This is a genomic window from Paenibacillus sp. FSL H7-0943 (genome assembly GCF_037963265.1).
Lineage (GTDB): Bacteria > Bacillota > Bacilli > Paenibacillales > Paenibacillaceae > Paenibacillus_AQ > Paenibacillus_AQ odorifer.
Genome location: NZ_CP150148.1, coordinates 6,195,405 through 6,215,161 on the forward strand (window position 1 = coordinate 6,195,405; position 19,757 = coordinate 6,215,161).

Sequence of the window (19,757 nt, forward strand, 5' to 3'; positions counted from 1 at the left end):
ATTTCTACACCACCTTAATATCGAGGGACATGGTATGCTCCCCTCCAGAAATCTTATGGCTGCATTGGTCTACCAGAAACAATTGAGTCTCGAATTCATCCAATAGGACATAAATGAAATTGCCTGCTCTTACACGCATATCACCAATCGCCTGTACGGAGAGACTGAGCTTTTCACGGTTGTGCATTTTCAGTAAATTGTTTGCCTTCTCCTGAATTTGTGCAGTATTCGCTTTGTCATCAGCCTTCTGATACAAGTGCAGGATACCCCAGCGTTTCACATTATCCTTGTCACTAACCGGAAAGAAATCGCGTTTGCCCGATGCCTCGTTATCCTTGTACAGAAAAATCGTGTTGTACGTATCGTCATCAATACTTTTTTTGAGCGAATAATCGTACAGATAATGACCCGCTCCGAGCACCAGGTTAAGCAGCATAGAATCCGGTTTACGCAGCGTCAGCTTCCCAAAATCATCGTAAAAAGCCATCAACCGCCCCTTATACTGAAGCTCACTGCCGATGGCTCCCATAATGATGTCTAACAGCTTTTTGTCATCTTCAATTAAAGAAGGAATCCGGTACTCTGTCTCCTCCAGCACACCTGTCTTTAATCCGTAGTCCGTTGTTATTTTCTTGATCACATCACTAGCCGTAACATCCTGCAAAACATAACTACCATTGCCCAGCAAATAACGAATCTGATCATAGGCAGTCAGCTTAATCTCCTGATCCGAGCCCGTATCAATGCTGAACACAAATCCGTAAAATACATCCACATTATCTTTACTGAACTGAATAATATCACCATTGCTGATCCCGAACTTGGGGAGCTGATAGATTCCGCTGTCCACAAGCGTTAACTCTAGCGTTGACGGTTTACCTGACCGTGCGGTTTTCCAAGAAATATCTGAGACGATGCCAGAAATATCCCATAGATTTCCTTCTTTATTCTTCACTAGCAGTTCCATAACATCCTCCTACGGCAGCTTGATGACTTTACCGATGGGCAGCTTCTTCAGCTCACTATCCGGAATGCCATTAAGCTTCTGAATGACTTTGTACTTCGAGCCATCTCCTAGGTTTTTTTGAGCGATGCTCCATAGACTGTCTCCAGCTTTTAAGGTATAGGTAGTAGGCTTTGCTTTTTCATTGGCCCGCTTCTGTTCCGCCTTCACTTCACCTTTGACAACCTTCACAGCTACCGCCTGATAGAATACGTATTTTTTGAGAGATAACGAATATTCAATATCCCCTGACGTACCCGCACTAAGCTTCCAAGTGAAACCTTCAATGCTCATAGCCATATTCACAGCAAAATCAATTTCTAAAGATCTATCCTCACTAATTGAAGATTCCTCTAGCCATTTCTGCGGTTTGTTTAACTTCTTTTCATCCTTTTTCGTATCATCGGGATACCTCACACCGGAGAACACAAACCGAATAGGACGACGACTCTTCATCCATTTCTTAATAAGCTCCACATATTCAAAAGGCCTTTTCAATCCATCCTCTTGCACCAATACGAACGGATACCTTTGTGCCGGGAAAATACTTTCAATTGTGATCTCCGTAAGCTTCGGATAAGCAATCGTATTGATCTCACCCAGATCGATAATGGTATAGCTTTTTCCATCTCCACTCTCCTTGATTTCCAAGGTCTCTGGATTGACTGGCAGCCGGATTGCATCCTCCTGATTATTAAAGCCCAAAAAAATCCCGTACTCTTCCACGTTACGTATACACCCCCTGCGCCGTAGAGACAAACTCCTCGTTCAGCTTTTGCCCGATCTTGTTGATAATCGTATCAATGTCTCCGGCATTGTTAATATTCCCGGTCGTCACCTGCACCGTCGGCGTAAGCTCCACAAAATTCTGGATCGCCTGAATCTCGGCCAGCTCGCGCAGCATTTTCAGATCATCACTGGAGATGTCTACGGTGTCGTTGATGGAGCCGAGCTCGTTCACACGGTTGACGGTGTTCAGATTATTGCCCTGAGTAGCTAGTAGACCTGTTGAATCCAGTGCTTTTGTACTGCTGATCGGATTCAACATATCCTTCACTTTTTCAGTAGCATCGCGCCCTTTGTCCATCAACTTGTTCGTGGCATTCTTTCCTTTTTGACTGGCGCTATTAAAACTATCTTCAAGATTAACGTACTCGATCTTAGCAGTCTTTTGCTCTGGAAAATTATCAGCGGTAGGAGCAAACGCCTTAAAATTTTGCCGGTATTTATCGATCATATCGCTTGCTGCATGAGGAATTTCCGGCTCCTTCCTCTCAACTTTTAGTTCACTTATCCCCAATTCGTCGAAGAATGGAATATGACTTAAAGCCTCAATCATGGAATTGAATTTGTCTAGTACCCAATTGATTGCTTTTGCCATTACCTTCATGAATCCCCCGGCAAAGCCCTCTGCTCCAACTGTCATATTGTAAAGAACATTAAGGGCACCCATACCCAAATCATATAGCAGCTGCTTCATAAAATTGACCGCTTCATGAAATTTATTCACTATATAATCCCATGCAGAGATAGCTGCATTCTGTATAAAAATCCAAATGTTATCCATCACTGCGCTTAACCATCCAAATGCTCCCACTATAGCTCCAACGACATCCCCCGCAGAAATACCTAACATTTGAAAAATATAAATAAGAACAGCTATAACAGCGATAACCACTAAAATAGGCCAGTTTACTACCAACCATGCTGCTGCAAGCTGATAAGCGGCTGCTACAAGTAGAGCCACTTGTACGATCATAGCTACGAGATAGACAATGGCTATCGCTTCAAGAATCGGTTTAATCCAAGACCAGTTCTCCTGCAACACTCCAACCAACCATAATAAGCCATCCACTACCATGCCAATCACATTAGCAATGATCAGAAAGCCGTTAGCCATAGCATCTATAATCGGCATAAATTGGCCTGAAGTCAGCGCATTGTTCAAGGTATCCATCACTGGCCTTAGGGCACCCATCGCTTTCTCACCAATTTTCCCAAGTGCAACATCTGTATTGTCATTCAGCTTATTCCAGTCGTCGATATCTCCTGGTTGTGCCGCAGCTTTTACAGCTTTCTCCCCAAAAGACTTCACGGCATTAAATGGCTTTACCACATCAACTGTCTTGAGAAACTTCATAATTCTCGACTCAGGAGTTGGTGGGGATGGTGGAACCGGAGGTTCCTTTTTCAGATTAATTTTGGGCTTGGGGACTGGATCAGCCTTAACCTCCGGCTTTTTCTCCTCTTCTTTCTTTTTCTCCTTCGCTTTTAGCCCTTTCCACCACTCTACCTTTTTCGCCTCTTCTTCTTCAGCCTTACCTTTTTGCACACTTGGGGAGCTATTTAATGTTCGAAGCGCTAACTGTTGTGATTGCCCTGCTTGTTGGCTTTGCTCGATAACTATATCTCTAGAAACTATGACCTTAGGAGAAAGTCTCTTAAAGCCTTCAAGCAGCGTATCATTGATATCCTGCAAAGATTGGTTCACTAGATTCAGAGAACGGCTCATCTCATCGCTTGATCGCTTAACAACTACCTGCACTCCCTTGACCAATCGATTAACGATATCCAGATTGCTGTTCACACGAACACATTGTTTATTAACACTCTTCCAAATTCCCAGAGATTTCATCGGTAGCATTACGGCTTTAGATGCGTCTATCTTCATTCTCTCACCCCCTAACTATCTCTTCCTCGCCTTACTCCGTGCCTGATCCCGCTTCTCCTTCTCCACACGAACAGCAATCATCGCATATATTGCGGCGCGTTCGCGGGAAGACAGCTTCATCAGCTCATGGGGTAAAATGTGCAGCTCATGGAGGGCGTAATAAGCAAAATTGGCTTCACTATCGCCCTCGTTGATTAGTTTTTTACTTCATCCACCAGCTCGTTCATGTCCGTGCCAAAACCATTTAAGGCCTGCACCCGCTCACCCAACGCCGCGAATTCACCTGGTAGCAGCATTTTACGCAGCAGTGTCTCAGCGCCAAGTACGCCATAAGAACGCTGCAATTCAGCATTTTTCAGATCCGGATGCACTACACTTGAGGTCATCAGCTTCGCCATATAATCGTTAGGCTCAATTTCGGAGGTATACACTCCGTTTTTACCTTTGACTTTACGGGTTGCGGCCTTGCGGCATTCCTGATTCTCATCCTCAGTCATACTGCGCAGCTTCCAAGCTACCGCATTTCCTTCCTTATCCTTAAAACGCTGGGATACTACAAACTCCTCGGTCGTGTCACATGCTACATTTTGGGCAAAAAATAAACTTAATTCGCTCATTGTCTTCCTCCTAGAATTATTTATTTAGATACTTCTCCTGCTACTAGCTGCCAATAGACAGAGAAGAGACCCGTCGCTCATTCTACGTTCGGGTCTTGCTTGCTCCAATCTATCTAGTTGTCTTAATTAAAGCCCGGAACCTGCCGGAGCACCAAAAGCTTGCACAATCTGCACATCTTCAAAGGTAAAGCTAACTTCTTCTTCTAGAGCGTCTGACTCTGTATCGAGTGAGGCCATGATGACACTATCAAGGTTCACGCCTTTTAAAATAATACGTTGTGCTCCCACGCTGGACGATGGATCTTCGTTCGTAACCTCAATATCGAAGTACTGATCAACACCCGTATTCATATAATCGAGCATCATCTGGCGGAAACGACTAGTCATATAAAAAATCGTCATCGAACCGCTGCCCGACCATCCAGTCGCTTTATGCTGAACACCCCGGCGGCCCAGTGTTTTCACCTCTGCCTTTGTTTTTTCTACTGTAGCTTCAAGAGTTTTCACATAGAACATCTCTTCGGTTTGCGTACCAATCACAGCATAAGCACGGCCCTCCTGGCCGGAAATTGTATCACTAGCTTTTAAAAATGCCATCTTAAACCACCTTCACTTTCATATATACTTTTTCTACCGAATCTACCGGTTTCACAGCCACATCCAGCACGATACTATCACTATCTGCACCAGCCACAACTACAACATCTGTCTGCGCGTTAAAGCCCTCAATCGCACCCATATCCTGCAAATCATTCATATAAGTCGCACACTGTGACCAGAAAAGAGCACGGCCATCTTCATTATTCGCGACCTTACCGATATAGTAGTTCTCAAAAATACGCTTCATATCATTTGCAATTCCATCCAGCACGCGCAGTACACGATTTTTGGAGAATGCTTTGCCTTTGTCCGGTGAAAACGCGGTAAATGTATTGATATCCTGTTCCACCACAGCCCGTCCGCCACTGTAAGTAAAGATAAGCTCTCCTTTTAGCAACGCAGCTGTAGTCTCAGAATGGCTAAGTCTTACATCAGCATCCACCGAATCATCATAACCCTGATAAGTCAGCGATTCATTAACAGCAGCTGCTGCTGTAGCACCAGCTACCCAAGCAACGGCATTGACGTTATCAATCGTAGTTCCTTCGCTCAGTACTACCCCATTATTCACGCTAATCACACCTTCATGACCTGCAGCCGCATAATCGGATAGTACAGCCTGTACCTTTTTCCCTTCTGTATCCCGAAGCCGTCTCACAAAAGAACTGTAGAGTGCCTTCAGAGCACTATCCTGCGATACTAGACCCACTGTTTGGAATTCCTGCACCTCAAGAGCAGACAGGAAGTCACTATGTGCTCCATTCGTCACGGTTCCGTTAGCCCCCCCTGTAAGCGGCATGCCTGCAATTAGCTTCAAGCCTTCTGCACCATTTTTCTGGAATTGAACATAATCGTTCGCGACCAACTCTTCAGCCGTTCCGACCGTTTGCTTGTTCAGTTCGGTTCCATTAAGCAACGTCTTTACATCAAAAAGAGCAGCATTCTCTATATTTTTCTCAATCACAATCAAAAGATCATTTCCGCGTACACCGCCATATTTAGCTGTTACCTGAAGGCCGTTATTCGTGACTGCCGCTTTAACGCCTTCATTCAATCGATAGAGCAGCAAGGTTCCCGCCCGTTTCAGCGCTTCACGCACTGGCAGTAGAGTTGGATGTTCCAAATCCACTCCTAGCAGCTTATTCACATCATCCTGCGGGGTAATCTTCATGATTACTCCCGGCTCTCCCCAAGATAGGGCAAGCGCCAATGCCGTAATCCCGCTTTCTCCCATTTTGCCGATGGCACCTTGATTTGATGCTACATTTACGTACACCCCAGGGCGCACCTTATTTTGCGTTGTCCATGTTCCGCCTGCCATTAGTTCATTACCTCCTTATTTTTGAACAATCCCATAGATTGCTTTGCTTCTTCGAGCGTATAGTTCTTGCCATCCTGCAAAATAACGTTCAATATATCCTTTTCCCTCGGCGTAAAAAGTGAGGAATTCACAACCTGTTCCTTACTGAACCCATTCCCGTTACTCCCTTTAGTACTCATTTCAATCGTTCTCCTCCAATCATTTGTCCCATCTTAATGCTGTCAGGCTTGTCGTTTTGCAAATACAACATATAGTCAACTGTAAACAGCGGCCCATGTCCTTCAGTTCCAGCTTCCCAAGCTTGCCTAACTACACGAAAAGCTCCACCATCCTGCTCCATTCCTGCCATCGCCTCACTTAGCTTATCTGCCATTCTCTCAGCTTCCAGCAAATTGCCTTGCTCATAACGGATGCCAAAACGGTAGACCGCTAAATACCTCCCCTCCCGCTGCCGATCCAGTGTTGCTGAGATCAATCCGGGATGAAAATAAGCGGTTTGAGGTTTTTCTCCTTCTACATATACAGGCACATCAGGAAAATACCGTTCAAGTGTACTTGTAATGTGTTCTCGCAATTGTTGTACCGACATCACTCCATTCCTTTCTGATCTGCGACCGTTCGTCGATCCTTGATGGTGTTAACCTTCAACTGCATGAACATTAAGCAGACACCCCCTCAACTAGATTTAAGAAAAAAGGATACTATCCGAGGTTGGATAATATCCCTTCTTCATTAGGCAAATGCGAGAAGAATCTTTCACCGCTAGGTTGTTCTCATCACCCTTAGGGCGGAACTATTAGCAGAGCATTCATGCTCTTGCGGTGTTCTTTTGCTTCATTTGCCATGTTATAATCATACCCCCATATTATCCTTGCGGAGAGGGTAAACGGACGAGGTTTTGGCTAGCTTTGGGATGGTATAGAGCGGTTTTTTGGAGGTACACAATTGAAGACAAGCTAAAGAGCCTTCGACCCTCCTTTTATGGACGGCAAGCATTTGTGCGAGGATTATAAGGATAAAGTACACCCTGAAACTTATACTTTCTTATAATTCAAAAAAAGACCGCATCATCCGCTCGGACGATACAGTCTTCTTTACTAATCAAACTATTCTACTTCTATTAAGTAATACTCATTTTCTCTTTCTTTACCCTAGGCGCTGTTGTTACTAAAGTTTGCAGAGACAGTAAGCCGAGATCCGTTAACGCTAATGCCATCTTGTAAAAAGCCTTCGAGCGTATCTTCACGTAAGTGTCCTTACTTACCGGTGGATCAAACACATGATTGTAAATCGTATAATCGTACATCTCGTCTCTTCTCATATACCTTTCCCGTACCAGCTGCTGTTCTCTCGTATCGAGTCTCTCTACCACAGAGTCTATTGCGGAACAATAAGCTCTCCTTGCGGCGGGGATGTCCACATTATAAGAAGCTATCGCAGCAGTCTGATCAGTTACAGTGTTAGTAGGACCATGAAATCTTTCTGTGTATGAATAAGTTGTGCTTGCTTCCTTAGCTTCAAATGTAACGGTCTTAAAAATACGGTATTTCTCCAACATGCTCTCTATAGCGACCTGGGTTCGGCGACGGTCCAACTCTGGTAAAGTTGATATGTTCATCATTTATGCACTCCTTTTGGGTTTAACTGAATGAGATTTAATTTGCGGAATTTTCCAGCCCAATGTGATAAAATAAATCTTGTTCGTATTCTGTTCGTATTTTTTCTATAATATACCACTTCTTTACCAATCTCGTAAAACCCCGTTTTAGGCTGTTTTTATCGAAAAAGAGCGTATATCCCTCCATTATCTTGCCTTTTGGCAATAATATACGCTTTGTTGTTTACCTATTGGCAAAAATGGCTTATATTATTATCATAAGGTTACAGCCAATAAGGAGTGAGTTGAGATGAAACAGGAATTCGGGGATTATATGAAGCATCTTCGGGAAACAAAGGGACTCACCATTAATCAATTAGCAGTAGCTGCCGGAATCAGCGGTTCGCAAATTTCCCGGATTGAGAATGGATTAAGAGGGGTTCCTAAACCAACCACGTTACGCAAAATTGCTGAGGCCACTGGCGTCCCCTACGAGGAGCTAATGGATCAAGCAGGGTATTTGCAGGACCAGACTCTTTCAAGCGATGAGGCTGTCCCAGATTGGGCCACAAGCAAAGATAAAAGAGACTTTCGAAAAATGCTAGAGGATGATGGAGAGCTGATGTTTGACGGAATTCCATTAGACAAAGAAGATAAACAGAGGATAAAAGATGTACTAACCGGATTGTTCTGGGAAGCCAAACAGATGAATAAGAGAAAAAAATCCAAAGACACTAAATAACTATACTAACATGCTGCAGGTGAAGAACATGGATGAACTGATCAATAGTCTGATTAAAAAATATAAAACCAACTGCCCGTTCGAGCTTGCCGCAGCACTAGGCATTCAAATTCGTTTCATGAATCTGGGGACTGGCACAAAGGGATTATATTATCGAAAACTAAGAAGAAGGTTTATCGTCATTCATAATGAGTTGCCTGTAGAATGGCAGCGCTTCGTTTGTGCGCATGAATTAGGACATGATCGGCTTCACAAGGGGATCAATCGCTTTTTTCTGGAGGAAAGTTCCTATTTCTCTCCTGGGAAGCTTGAACGTCAAGCTAATGTCTTTGCTGTAAAATTATTATCTTCAGGCAGAAGCCCCGAACAAGAGGAATCATGGAGAAACTATTATCTACGGATTGGAATTCCACCGGAAGTCCGATTTTTTTTGGAGGAATAATAGAACATATGTTCTTTGGCTGTATTTATATGTATATTAAATACATAACAAAAAAAGCCCTTACCGAAGTAAGAGCTTTTGAGCAGCGATTAAGCTGAGTATCGGGATGACACGATTTGAACATGCGACCCCCTGGTCCCAAACCAGGTGCTCTACCAAGCTGAGCTACATCCCGTTACTATAAAATTATGGAGCGGGTGATGGGAATCGAACCCACGCTATCAGCTTGGAAGGCTGAAGTTCTACCATTGAACTACACCCGCAAAGGTGAAAATCGGGATGACACGATTTGAACATGCGACCCCCTGGTCCCAAACCAGGTGCTCTACCAAGCTGAGCTACATCCCGTTATAAATACTATAATTGCTTAATAATAAAATGGCGCGCCCTGAGAGATTCGAACTCCCGGCCTTTTGATTCGTAGTCAAACGCTCTATCCAGCTGAGCTAAGGGCGCAAAATTATGGAGCGGACGACGGGAATCGAACCCGCGACCCTCGCCTTGGCAAGGCGATGCTCTACCGCTGAGCCACGTCCGCAATAAGTGGTGCGCGTGAAGGGACTTGAACCCCCACGTCGTGAAACGCCAGATCCTAAGTCTGGTGCGTCTGCCATTCCGCCACACGCGCATGATAATAATAAAAGTGAGCCATGAAGGACTCGAACCTTCGACACCCTGATTAAAAGTCAGGTGCTCTACCAACTGAGCTAATGGCTCGCACTTGGCTGGGGATATAGGATTCGAACCTATGAGTGACGGAGTCAAAGTCCGTTGCCTTACCGCTTGGCTAATCCCCATTGATGGTACCTCTATGTTGCCCATAATCTCTTAGGAAGATTATGGTGGAGGCTGAGGGGATCGAACCCCCGACCCTCTGCTTGTAAGGCAGATGCTCTCCCAGCTGAGCTAAGCCTCCATATCTATGGGACCCTCTAAGGGTAAGTACAAGTAAAAGTTGGTGACCCGTATGGGATTCGAACCCATGTTACCTCCGTGAAAGGGAGGTGTCTTAACCCCTTGACCAACGGGCCTTGCAAATCTGTGGAGCTCTCAACCGGATTCGAACCGGTGACCTCTTCCTTACCATGGAAGCACTCTACCTGCTGAGCTATGAGAGCATGGCTCCCCGAACAGGACTCGAACCTGTGACAACTCGATTAACAGTCGAGTGCTCTACCAACTGAGCTATCAGGGAATATCCGCTTGGCAACGTCCTACTCTCCCAGGACCCTTCGGTCCAAGTACCATCGGCGCTGGAGGGCTTAACGGTCGTGTTCGGGATGGGTACGTGTGGAACCCCTCCGCTATCGCCACCAAACGGGCATTTACAGCGTAAATGCTCAGGCTTGATGCCTGAAAACTGAATCCGAAACGAATCTGCATTCTAAGTATAGGATAAGCCCTCGACCGATTAGTATTGGTCAGCTCCATGCATTGCTGCACTTCCACCTCCAACCTATCTACCTCGTCGTCTTCAAGGGGTCTTACTAATTGGGAAATCTCATCTTGAGGGGGGCTTCACGCTTAGATGCTTTCAGCGCTTATCCCGTCCGTACGTAGCTACCCAGCCATGCTCCTGGCGGAACAACTGGTGCACCAGCGGTACGTCCATCCCGGTCCTCTCGTACTAAGGACAGCTCCTCTCAAATTTCCTGCGCCCACGACAGATAGGGACCGAACTGTCTCACGACGTTCTGAACCCAGCTCGCGTACCGCTTTAATGGGCGAACAGCCCAACCCTTGGGACCTACTTCAGCCCCAGGATGCGATGAGCCGACATCGAGGTGCCAAACCTCCCCGTCGATGTGGACTCTTGGGGGAGATAAGCCTGTTATCCCCAGGGTAGCTTTTATCCGTTGAGCGATGGCCCTTCCATGCGGTACCACCGGATCACTAAGTCCGACTTTCGTCCCTGCTCGACTTGTAGGTCTCGCAGTCAAGCTCCCTTATGCCTTTGCACTCTGCGAATGATTTCCAACCATTCTGAGGGAACCTTGGAACGCCTCCGTTACTCTTTAGGAGGCGACCGCCCCAGTCAAACTGCCCGCCTGACACGGTCCCCGTACCCGATTAGGGCACTAGGTTAGAACCTAGATACGATCAGGGTGGTATCCCAACGGCGCCTCCACCGAAGCTTGCGCTCCGATTTCTACGGCTCCCACCTATCCTGTACAGATCGTACCCAAATTCAATATCAAGCTGCAGTAAAGCTCCATGGGGTCTTTCCGTCTTGTCGCGGGTAACCTGCATCTTCACAGGTATTAAAATTTCACCGGATCTCTCGTTGAGACAGCGCCCAAGTCGTTACGCCATTCGTGCGGGTCAGAATTTACCTGACAAGGAATTTCGCTACCTTAGGACCGTTATAGTTACGGCCGCCGTTTACTGGGGCTTCGGTTCATAGCTTCGGGTTACCCCTAACCACTCCCCTTAACCTTCCAGCACCGGGCAGGCGTCAGCCCGTATACTTCGCCTTGCGGCTTCGCACAGACCTGTGTTTTTGCTAAACAGTCGCTTGGGCCTTTTCACTGCGGCCCCCTCGTGCTATTCACACTACCGGGGCACCCCTTCTCCCGAAGTTACGGGGTCATTTTGCCGAGTTCCTTAACGAGAGTTCTTCCGCGCGCCTTAGAATTCTCTTCTCGCCTACCTGTGTCGGTTTGCGGTACGGGCACCTTCTCCTGGCTAGAGGCTTTTCTTGGCAGTGTGAGATCATGACCTTCGCTACTACAATTTTCGCTCCCCATCACAGCCCAGCCTTAACGATGTGCGGATTTGCCTACACATCAGCCTCACTGCTTAGACGGACATCCATCAGTCCGCGTCACTACCCTCCTGCGTCACCCCATCGCTCATAGCGGATTACGGTGGTACAGTAATTTCAAACTGTTGTCCTTCGACTACGCCTTTCGGCCTCGCCTTAGGTCCCGACTTACCCTGAGCGGACGAGCCTTCCTCAGGAAACCTTGGGCTTTCGGCGGATCAGATTCTCACTGATCTTTTCGTTACTCATACCGGCATTCTCACTTGTGTAGTGTCCAGCGCTCTTTTCAGTACACCTTCAACCCCTACACAACGCTCCCCTACCCCAGATACATAGTATCTAGCCATAGCTTCGGTGGTGTGTTTAGCCCCGTTACATTTTCGGCGCAGAGTCACTCGACCAGTGAGCTATTACGCACTCTTTCAATGGTGGCTGCTTCTAAGCCAACATCCTGGTTGTCTGTGCAACTCCACATCCTTTCCCACTTAACACACACTTGGGGACCTTAGCTGATGGTCTGGGCTGTTTCCCTTTTGACAATGGATCTTAGCACTCACTGTCTGACTCCCGGCAATAAGTATATGGCATTCGGAGTTTGACTGAGCTTGGTAATCCTTGCGGACCCCGCACCCAATCAGTGCTCTACCTCCACTACTCTTATACCGAGGCTAGCCCTAAAGCTATTTCGGGGAGAACCAGCTATCTCCGAGTTCGATTGGAATTTCTCCGCTACCCCCACCTCATCCCCGCACTTTTCAACGTACGTGGGTTCGGGCCTCCAGTGCGTGTTACCGCACCTTCACCCTGGACAGGGGTAGATCACACGGTTTCGGGTCTACGTCCACATACTAATTCGCCCTATTCAGACTCGCTTTCGCTGCGGCTCCACCTTCTCGGCTTAACCTTGCATGTTAAACGTAACTCGCCGGTTCATTCTACAAAAGGCACGCCATCACCCATTAATAGGGCTCTGACTTTTTGTAAGCACACGGTTTCAGGTTCTATTTCACTCCCCTTCCGGGGTGCTTTTCACCTTTCCCTCACGGTACTGTTTCACTATCGGTCGCCAGGTAGTATTTAGCCTTAGCAGATGGTCCTGCTGGATTCATACGGGGTTTCACGTGCCCCGCACTACTCGGGATCCGTCTCGGAGAGAATACAGTTTAGGCTACAGGGCTTTTACCTCTATCGCGGGCCTTTCCAGACCTCTTCACCTACCATATTCCTTTGTAACTCCATGTGAGACGTCCCACAACCCCTAAGAGCAAGCTCTTAGGTTTAGGCTGTTCCGCGTTCGCTCGCCGCTACTGACGGAATCACTATTGTTTTCTCTTCCTCAGGGTACTTAGATGTTTCAGTTCCCCTGGTCTGCCTCTACATTTCCTATGTATTCAGAAATGAGTAACTGCGAATTACCACAGCTGGGTTTCCCCATTCGGACACCCCCGGATCAAAGCTTGCTTACAGCTCCCCGAGGCAGTTTCGTTGTTCGCCACGTCCTTCGTCGGCTCCTGGCGCCTAGGCATCCTCCGTGTGCTCTTATTAGCTTAACCTTGATTTTTCCGCAGGAAAATATCATACGATGACATTCTCTTTGGAATCATCTCACTAATAACATTTACTTGTTTGCACAAGTTGCTAAAAGATGTTCTAAAACGCAAATTCGTTTCGGTATCCAGTTTTCAAGGATCAAGTTAAAAAAGTTATTCATTTAAAAATTTATGGTGGAGCCAAGCGGGATCGAACCGCTGACCTCCTGCTTGCAAGGCAGGCGCTCTCCCAGCTGAGCTATGGCCCCATAAAATTACTCTATAATGTTATATGGTGGGCCTTGGTGGACTCGAACCACCGACCTCACCCTTATCAGAGGTGCGCTCTAACCAACTGAGCTAAAAGCCCATATAACATATATAACATTGTGAATCAACCAATGAATTGGTTGTCCGCTTGGCAACGTCCTACTCTCCCAGGACCCTTCGGTCCAAGTACCATCGGCGCTGGAGGGCTTAACGGTCGTGTTCGGTATGGGTACGTGTGGAACCCCTCCGCTATCGCCACCAAACGCATACGAAAGAGACTTGCTCTTTCAAAACTGAACACGAGTGAGTGTTCGAACCCGAGGGTTCTATCGTGGAAGCTTAGCTTCCGATTTGAATGTCCTCATTGCAGAGAACGATTCTCCATAGAAAGGAGGTGATCCAGCCGCACCTTCCGATACGGCTACCTTGTTACGACTTCACCCCAATCATCTACCCCACCTTCGGCGGCTGGCTCCCTTGCGGGTTACCCCACCGACTTCGGGTGTTGTAAACTCTCGTGGTGTGACGGGCGGTGTGTACAAGACCCGGGAACGTATTCACCGCGGCATGCTGATCCGCGATTACTAGCAATTCCGACTTCATGCAGGCGAGTTGCAGCCTGCAATCCGAACTGAGACCGGCTTTGATGGGATTGGCTCCACCTCGCGGCTTCGCTTCCCGTTGTACCGGCCATTGTAGTACGTGTGTAGCCCAGGTCATAAGGGGCATGATGATTTGACGTCATCCCCACCTTCCTCCGGTTTGTCACCGGCAGTCACTCTAGAGTGCCCAACATTACTTGCTGGCAACTAAAGTTAAGGGTTGCGCTCGTTGCGGGACTTAACCCAACATCTCACGACACGAGCTGACGACAACCATGCACCACCTGTCTCCTCTGTCCCGAAGGCCGCTGCTATCTCTAGCAGATTCAGAGGGATGTCAAGACCTGGTAAGGTTCTTCGCGTTGCTTCGAATTAAACCACATACTCCACTGCTTGTGCGGGTCCCCGTCAATTCCTTTGAGTTTCAGTCTTGCGACCGTACTCCCCAGGCGGAGTGCTTACTGTGTTAACTTCGGCACCAAGGGTATCGAAACCCCTAACACCTAGCACTCATCGTTTACGGCGTGGACTACCAGGGTATCTAATCCTGTTTGCTCCCCACGCTTTCGCGCCTCAGCGTCAGTTACAGCCCAGAAAGTCGCCTTCGCCACTGGTGTTCCTCCACATATCTACGCATTTCACCGCTACACGTGGAATTCCACTTTCCTCTTCTGTACTCAAGCCACCCAGTTTCCAGTGCGACCTCAGGTTGAGCCCAAGGTTTAAACACCAGACTTAAATAGCCGCCTGCGCGCGCTTTACGCCCAATAATTCCGGACAACGCTTGCCCCCTACGTATTACCGCGGCTGCTGGCACGTAGTTAGCCGGGGCTTTCTTCTCAGGTACCGTCACTCCGGTAGCAGTTACTCTACCGGACGTTCTTCCCTGGCAACAGAGCTTTACGATCCGAAAACCTTCATCACTCACGCGGCGTTGCTCCGTCAGGCTTTCGCCCATTGCGGAAGATTCCCTACTGCTGCCTCCCGTAGGAGTCTGGGCCGTGTCTCAGTCCCAGTGTGGCCGTTCACCCTCTCAGGTCGGCTACGCATCGTCGCCTTGGTGGGCCGTTACCCCACCAACTAGCTAATGCGCCGCAGGCCCATCCCTCAGTGACAGATTGCTCCGTCTTTCATTCTTCTCTCAGGAGAAAAAAGAAATTATCCGGTATTAGCTACCGTTTCCGGTAGTTATCCCAGTCTGAAGGGCAGGTTGCCTACGTGTTACTCACCCGTCCGCCGCTAAGTTATTTTGAAAGCAAGCTTTCAAAATAACTCCGCTCGACTTGCATGTATTAGGCACGCCGCCAGCGTTCGTCCTGAGCCAGGATCAAACTCTCCAATTAGTATTGAAAAGAGCGATATGCTCATTTTGAAACATCTGACGAGAAAATTAATTCTCTAATTTGGATTTCACTTGCGTGATTTCCCACTCACTCGTTGTTCAGTTTTCAAAGATCAATGTCTCTCATTTCGTCGTCGTTGTTTATCAGCGGCGACCTTTATAATATATCACAGTGTTAAGCTGTTTGGCAAGTCTTTTTTTTGAAAAATCTTTTTTTCAATTTTTCTTGCCTTCCGCTTCCCTTTTACACAAGCAAAAGGAGCGCGAGATATAATTTATCATGAGCACTCCTTTTTAGTCAAGCTATTTTATTAAATAATCTGAAAACTTTATAAAACTGTAGCAATTCTCGTATATCTTCAGTGTTTATACTGAGAAGAACGCCCACCCCATGCATACTTGGAAAGCTCTTTCTGAGGAGCGAAGCGAGCATACATCCGGAATACAGTCTTATATCTATTAGCGATGGCGTGCCTGATATTTTGGTCCAAGCGCTGATCACTCAAATCTAACAGCATCTCATCTAGTTCTTTTCTCAAAACATAATCCAGTTCCTTGCATTCCTTTTCGTTAAACAACATTCCCAACATATGCTTGGCCTCCTTCATGAAGTTGCAATTAACACCTTCTCTAAACCCCCAAAACCTTTTTTGCATAATCAGTAAGTACATCTCATGGAGAAAGCTGCCTTAAGATCCTCTTACACTAGATTAACCGGAGTCCTCTTTTTATAACCATAATTATTAAAAATTCCCTTTATGGTTTCGTCTAGATTATATACTCCTTACCTTTAGGCAATCCTTGGATGAACGCCCTTAATGTTATGCTCTATTCCCGGAAGTTTTATGATAAAAGTGAAAAAGTAATTGTACTTTCAATAATGGCTGCAACAAATAACAGGATTACAGTCCATATGGAAGCCGTAAGTGTTTGACGCATGAAAGCAGACCAGTCTGCGCTTCTCTCCTCTTTTCTATCTGTAGATTGAAATAGACTTGAAATCACTTTTCCGCCAAAGTGCAGCCCAAAGGCACACGCGATAATGATTGCCGGAATCTCTATAATCCCGTGTGGCAGCAATCCTTTTACGATTAAATCGAACAAATCCTGTCCTTGCAGTGCGGATAAATGTATCAAGTAGCCAATTACCGCTCCGTTTATAAATAAGAATATAGCTGGCAATATGCCGAACAACGCTCCCAGGAAAATAATAACCACGCCCTTGATGGCGTTATTCAGAAATATAAATACAAAGAAGTTCCATTGCGGATTAGCGGTGTCTCTTAAGTTCCCACTGATCTCACTAAGCCCTTCCAATTGCTGAACCAATAGCTTTTCCAGACTACTTGTCGCTACCCAGCCAACAACCGCTCCTATTACGAAGAGCAGACAGGATAGCAGCAAAGCCTTGCGGATCGATTTAATATCTTTAACAAACGTGAAGAACGACAACATAAATACCTCCTGAAATTGTGATCTCTGTTTCTTAGGTCATAACCGTGCGGTACGAGCATACATTTAGAACAAACAAGCATTTCGCATGGGAGAGGAGCGCTGTCATTAATGAATTCTTTTTATGTATTCAGCGGCAAAAAGATCAAAAGGTTCATCTATATCTTCGCCGCTGTGCTTCTTGCTGCTGGAGTTGTCTATGTCGAGAGGGGTAATATCACCGTTTTTTCTGAGGCTGGACCTTCTGCCATTTACAGTGTGCCAACAGAGAAGAAGCTGATTGCCCTAACCTTCGATATTAGCTGGGGAGAAAAGAGACCCGAACCAATTTTGAAGGTACTTGAAGACAAGAAAGTGGACAAAGCCACCTTCTTCCTATCGTCACCATGGAGTAAGACTCACCCGGATATTGTAACAAGCATTAAAAACGCAGGATTCGAAATTGGCAGCCATGGCCATAAACACGTCAATTACAGCACTCTAAGTAACGAAGAGATTCGCACTCAGATCACAACGGCTCACACTGTGCTTACAGAATTAACCGGTAAAGAACCAAACTTAATTCGTATGCCTAATGGTGATTTTGACAAAAGAGTTCTGCAAGTGGCCAATGATCTTGGTTACAAAGTCATTCAGTGGGACACAGACTCTCTAGACTGGAAGAACATAGGTGTAGACAATATCGTGAAGCGTGTAACGACTAAAGCACATCCTGGTGATATCGTTCTACTACATGCCAGCGATTCCTGCAAACAAACTCACGAAGCTCTTCCGCAAATTATCGATGAGCTCCGCAGACAAGGTTATGAATTCGTTACCGTCTCTGAGCTGATCAGCCAAAGCAATGCAGAGGGTAAAGAGGTTCGCGACTCGGCCTCACTAAATAGCGCCTTACAGGATGCTGCCGGGCTGTAACGTTCCTCCCAATCTTAGGTACCGCAATAGATGTTGGTCTTATCCAAATATTAATGACGCGGGGAAATGAGCTCCGATATGTCGGGTGTGGGGGTATTCAGTTTCGGATAGCTCAGATCCAGACTCTCCAGTGTCTTTACAACGATGGATAAGGCCAAATAGTTGCGGTACCATTGATGATTGGCTGGTATCCAGTACCAGGGTGCTTTATCAATACTTGACTCCTTAAAAACATCTACATATGCCTCTTGGTAATCATCCCAAAACTCCCGCTCCTGTAGATCACTTGCGTCAAATTTCCAGTGTTTTTTGGGATCTTCAAGCCGTTCTTTTATTTTCTTAAGCTGCTTTTCTTTTGAAATATGCAGAAAAAGCTTGATAATTGTCGTTCCCTCTTCCACCAGCATCTCCTCAAACTGCCGTATGTAACGAAAGCGGCGCTTCAAATCATCCTTTTTCAAGCCCCCATGTACCCGCGGTACCAATACATCTTCATAGTGTGAGCGGTTAAATGCAGAGATGTAGCCTTTAGGGGGTGTCTTTTGATGCACTCTCCATAAGAAATCGTGAGCTTCTTCCTCCAGAGAAGGTTTCTTGAAGCTGGTCACTATAAAGCCTTGTGGATTAATCCCTGAAAAAATATGTTTAACCGTTCCATCCTTACCGCTGGAATCCATCCCTTGCAGAATTACGAGCAGTGAGTGCTTTTTCTGTGCAAAAAGAATATCTTGAAGCTCTGCCAACCGTTCCTTTAACTGCTCTGTTTTGGCTTCTGCTTCTTTTTTTGATTTAAAGTTACCTGTATCGTCCGGGTCCAGCTTGTTAAGCTGGATTTCATTTGTGTCTTTTATCATATAGCGCTTGATGTCCATATATTCCCCTCCTAAAAGTTTTGTGAGCGTTGCTACGCTTGTATTACTTCGTACAAAACTGCTTCGGAAGCATACGCTTAGTTTTGTGAAGCATGTGCATCATTGAAAAACTTCGTACAAAACTCACTTAGGAAGCATCTACTTAGTTTTGTGAGCGTTACTACACACAAAGAATCCGCTCTATTGTTCTTTAAGATTAACCTCCTCCAGCGGATTTTAATCGTTAGGATACATTCTAGAGCAAAAAACCCCGTTTTCTGAAGGCCAGAGCACGGGGTTCATGATTTGCTGAATTCGCCCCAGCCTTTATCCGGCTGCCGGCTTGAGAATACGGTGAAGCATCAAAATTTGGAATGCATTACAGGCGATGAGCGGAACAACAATAAACACTGTCGCACTATCAACACCTATACGGAGCACGCCGATAATTTCCACAATTGAAATAGCTGTCATAAAAAAGAGGGTTGGAATCCAAGCTGAGATGTTTGTACTTTTCACTTTGAAATAAGACACAATAATGGCAGCTAACAAAATAAAGATTCCTAATATTAGATCAGACAAGACACTTCTTTCCCCGCCAACGACGGTACGCAAAAAAATCAGTTCAAGCAATGCGAGCACAGAAAGCACCAGTTGTATGTATTTCCAAATTTTTGGCGGGAAAACACCATTGCCCATGTAATTTAAAATTAGATAAGCAAAAAAACCAAGTTGCGCATAAACACTGACAAGCATACCGTAGCCGAATAGTATCAGCGGGTATAAAAAGAAATCAGCGACACTTTTGAAATCAATTCGACCGTTCACGAATTGCAGTGCCAGACCTGCGATTACTGCTCCGCCCGCTCCTATTAGAAGGGTTGTCCAAAATAAATAAAACCATTTTTTTATACTCAGCCACTTCACCTCCCCTATGTCAGATTTATTTTACCAAGGATACCGACAAAACACCATTACATCAGCAACATAAATGTGTGTTAATGCGGCATAATACAACTGGAGAATCCTAATAAAGGAG

General features: G+C 46.0%; 16 protein-coding genes, 14 tRNA genes and 4 rRNA genes. 3 read left to right on the top strand and 31 right to left on the bottom strand.

The annotated features are described in order from the left end of the window. Positions 1-4: 4 nt before the first annotated feature. The 9 genes from NSQ55_RS27060 to NSQ55_RS27100 form a co-directional block, all read right to left on the bottom strand. Positions 5-967, bottom strand: coding sequence for a hypothetical protein (locus tag NSQ55_RS27060; protein ID WP_339169939.1), 963 nt, complete (start codon positions 965-967; stop codon positions 5-7). A gap of 9 nt (positions 968-976) precedes the next feature. Further along, positions 977-1,729 carry a LysM peptidoglycan-binding domain-containing protein gene (locus tag NSQ55_RS27065; RefSeq protein WP_076186589.1) on the bottom strand — a complete coding sequence of 251 codons (753 nt, stop codon included), beginning with the start codon at positions 1,727-1,729 and terminating at the stop codon, positions 977-979. A gap of 1 nt (position 1,730) precedes the next feature. Next, entirely contained in the window at positions 1,731-3,674 is a 1,944-nt protein-coding gene (locus tag NSQ55_RS27070; RefSeq protein ID WP_339169941.1) for a hypothetical protein, read from the bottom strand. Positions 3,675-3,868: 194 nt separating this feature from the next. Then, positions 3,869-4,291: a phage portal protein gene (locus tag NSQ55_RS27075; protein WP_076129761.1), complete on the bottom strand. Its 423-nt coding sequence runs from the start codon at positions 4,289-4,291 to the stop codon at positions 3,869-3,871. 126 nt (positions 4,292-4,417) lie between these two features. Then, positions 4,418-4,888: a phage tail tube protein gene (locus NSQ55_RS27080; protein ID WP_036681245.1), complete on the bottom strand. Its 471-nt coding sequence runs from the start codon at positions 4,886-4,888 to the stop codon at positions 4,418-4,420. Position 4,889: 1 nt separating this feature from the next. Then, the gene (locus NSQ55_RS27085; RefSeq protein ID WP_339169943.1) at positions 4,890-6,212 is read right to left on the bottom strand and encodes a phage tail sheath family protein; all 1,323 of its coding nucleotides are present in this window, start codon (positions 6,210-6,212) and stop codon (positions 4,890-4,892) included. Then, positions 6,212-6,391 carry a hypothetical protein gene (locus NSQ55_RS27090; protein ID WP_339169945.1) on the bottom strand — a complete coding sequence of 60 codons (180 nt, stop codon included), beginning with the start codon at positions 6,389-6,391 and terminating at the stop codon, positions 6,212-6,214. Before NSQ55_RS27090 ends, NSQ55_RS27085 begins: the two co-directional genes overlap by 1 nt. Then, positions 6,388-6,801 carry a DUF6838 family protein gene (locus NSQ55_RS27095; RefSeq protein ID WP_038573440.1) on the bottom strand — a complete coding sequence of 138 codons (414 nt, stop codon included), beginning with the start codon at positions 6,799-6,801 and terminating at the stop codon, positions 6,388-6,390. Before NSQ55_RS27095 ends, NSQ55_RS27090 begins: the two co-directional genes overlap by 4 nt. 531 nt (positions 6,802-7,332) lie before the next feature. After that, a complete protein-coding gene (locus NSQ55_RS27100; RefSeq protein ID WP_094902361.1) occupies positions 7,333-7,833 on the bottom strand; it encodes an ArpU family phage packaging/lysis transcriptional regulator in 501 nt (166 codons plus the stop codon). 286 nt (positions 7,834-8,119) lie between these two features. Here NSQ55_RS27100 and NSQ55_RS27105 point away from each other — a divergent pair, with 286 nt between their 5' ends. Further along, on the top strand, positions 8,120-8,551 hold the full coding sequence (locus NSQ55_RS27105; protein ID WP_076129758.1) for a transcriptional regulator: 432 nt from the start codon (positions 8,120-8,122) through the stop codon (positions 8,549-8,551). 28 nt (positions 8,552-8,579) lie between these two features. Continuing rightward, positions 8,580-8,993, top strand: coding sequence for an ImmA/IrrE family metallo-endopeptidase (locus NSQ55_RS27110; protein WP_036681396.1), 414 nt, complete (start codon positions 8,580-8,582; stop codon positions 8,991-8,993). Positions 8,994-9,094: 101 nt separating this feature from the next. Here NSQ55_RS27110 and NSQ55_RS27115 read toward each other — a convergent pair. From NSQ55_RS27115 to NSQ55_RS27210, 20 genes are all read right to left on the bottom strand, one after another. After that, positions 9,095-9,168, bottom strand: a tRNA-Pro gene (locus NSQ55_RS27115). A 14-nt stretch (positions 9,169-9,182) separates the two neighbouring features. Next, positions 9,183-9,256, bottom strand: a tRNA-Gly gene (locus NSQ55_RS27120). A gap of 11 nt (positions 9,257-9,267) precedes the next feature. Further along, positions 9,268-9,341, bottom strand: a tRNA-Pro gene (locus tag NSQ55_RS27125). Between the two features lie 31 nt (positions 9,342-9,372). Further along, a tRNA-Arg gene (locus NSQ55_RS27130) sits at positions 9,373-9,449 on the bottom strand. Between the two features lie 7 nt (positions 9,450-9,456). Beyond that, positions 9,457-9,531 (bottom strand) — tRNA-Gly (locus tag NSQ55_RS27135). A gap of 6 nt (positions 9,532-9,537) precedes the next feature. After that, positions 9,538-9,621 (bottom strand) — tRNA-Leu (locus tag NSQ55_RS27140). Between the two features lie 16 nt (positions 9,622-9,637). Then, a tRNA-Lys gene (locus NSQ55_RS27145) sits at positions 9,638-9,710 on the bottom strand. A 5-nt stretch (positions 9,711-9,715) separates the two neighbouring features. Then, positions 9,716-9,790, bottom strand: a tRNA-Gln gene (locus NSQ55_RS27150). A gap of 43 nt (positions 9,791-9,833) precedes the next feature. Continuing rightward, positions 9,834-9,909 (bottom strand) — tRNA-Val (locus NSQ55_RS27155). A 40-nt stretch (positions 9,910-9,949) separates the two neighbouring features. Further along, positions 9,950-10,024: transfer RNA gene (locus tag NSQ55_RS27160), tRNA-Glu, on the bottom strand. Positions 10,025-10,035: 11 nt separating this feature from the next. Then, positions 10,036-10,111: transfer RNA gene (locus NSQ55_RS27165), tRNA-Thr, on the bottom strand. Position 10,112: 1 nt separating this feature from the next. Further along, a tRNA-Asn gene (locus tag NSQ55_RS27170) sits at positions 10,113-10,188 on the bottom strand. A gap of 6 nt (positions 10,189-10,194) precedes the next feature. Then, a 5S ribosomal RNA gene (rrf, locus tag NSQ55_RS27175) occupies positions 10,195-10,311 on the bottom strand. Positions 10,312-10,384: 73 nt separating this feature from the next. Further along, positions 10,385-13,310 (bottom strand): 23S ribosomal RNA (locus NSQ55_RS27180). A 169-nt stretch (positions 13,311-13,479) separates the two neighbouring features. Continuing rightward, a tRNA-Ala gene (locus NSQ55_RS27185) sits at positions 13,480-13,555 on the bottom strand. 24 nt (positions 13,556-13,579) lie between these two features. Then, positions 13,580-13,656, bottom strand: a tRNA-Ile gene (locus tag NSQ55_RS27190). Positions 13,657-13,702: 46 nt separating this feature from the next. Next, a 5S ribosomal RNA gene (gene rrf / locus NSQ55_RS27195) occupies positions 13,703-13,819 on the bottom strand. Positions 13,820-13,943: 124 nt separating this feature from the next. Next, a 16S ribosomal RNA gene (locus NSQ55_RS27200) occupies positions 13,944-15,501 on the bottom strand. Together the 16S, 23S and 5S rRNA genes with 14 tRNA genes alongside form the textbook arrangement of a ribosomal RNA operon. A 358-nt stretch (positions 15,502-15,859) precedes the next feature. After that, positions 15,860-16,090: a hypothetical protein gene (locus NSQ55_RS27205; protein ID WP_036680631.1), complete on the bottom strand. Its 231-nt coding sequence runs from the start codon at positions 16,088-16,090 to the stop codon at positions 15,860-15,862. A gap of 253 nt (positions 16,091-16,343) precedes the next feature. Further along, on the bottom strand, positions 16,344-16,955 hold the full coding sequence (locus NSQ55_RS27210; RefSeq protein WP_339169951.1) for a stage II sporulation protein M: 612 nt from the start codon (positions 16,953-16,955) through the stop codon (positions 16,344-16,346). A 108-nt stretch (positions 16,956-17,063) separates the two neighbouring features. Between NSQ55_RS27210 and pdaB the strand changes: the two genes are divergently transcribed. Next, positions 17,064-17,867 (top strand): polysaccharide deacetylase family sporulation protein PdaB, encoded by an 804-nt coding sequence (pdaB, locus tag NSQ55_RS27215; RefSeq protein ID WP_339169953.1) that lies wholly within the window; start codon positions 17,064-17,066, stop codon positions 17,865-17,867. 50 nt (positions 17,868-17,917) lie between these two features. Here the strand turns inward: pdaB and NSQ55_RS27220 are convergent, their stop codons facing one another. Together NSQ55_RS27220 and NSQ55_RS27225 are read right to left on the bottom strand one after the other, a co-directional pair. After that, positions 17,918-18,739 carry a PPK2 family polyphosphate kinase gene (locus NSQ55_RS27220; RefSeq protein ID WP_052097348.1) on the bottom strand — a complete coding sequence of 274 codons (822 nt, stop codon included), beginning with the start codon at positions 18,737-18,739 and terminating at the stop codon, positions 17,918-17,920. A 306-nt stretch (positions 18,740-19,045) separates the two neighbouring features. Then, a complete protein-coding gene (locus tag NSQ55_RS27225; RefSeq protein WP_038574906.1) occupies positions 19,046-19,636 on the bottom strand; it encodes a KinB-signaling pathway activation protein in 591 nt (196 codons plus the stop codon). Positions 19,637-19,757: the final 121 nt, after the last annotated feature.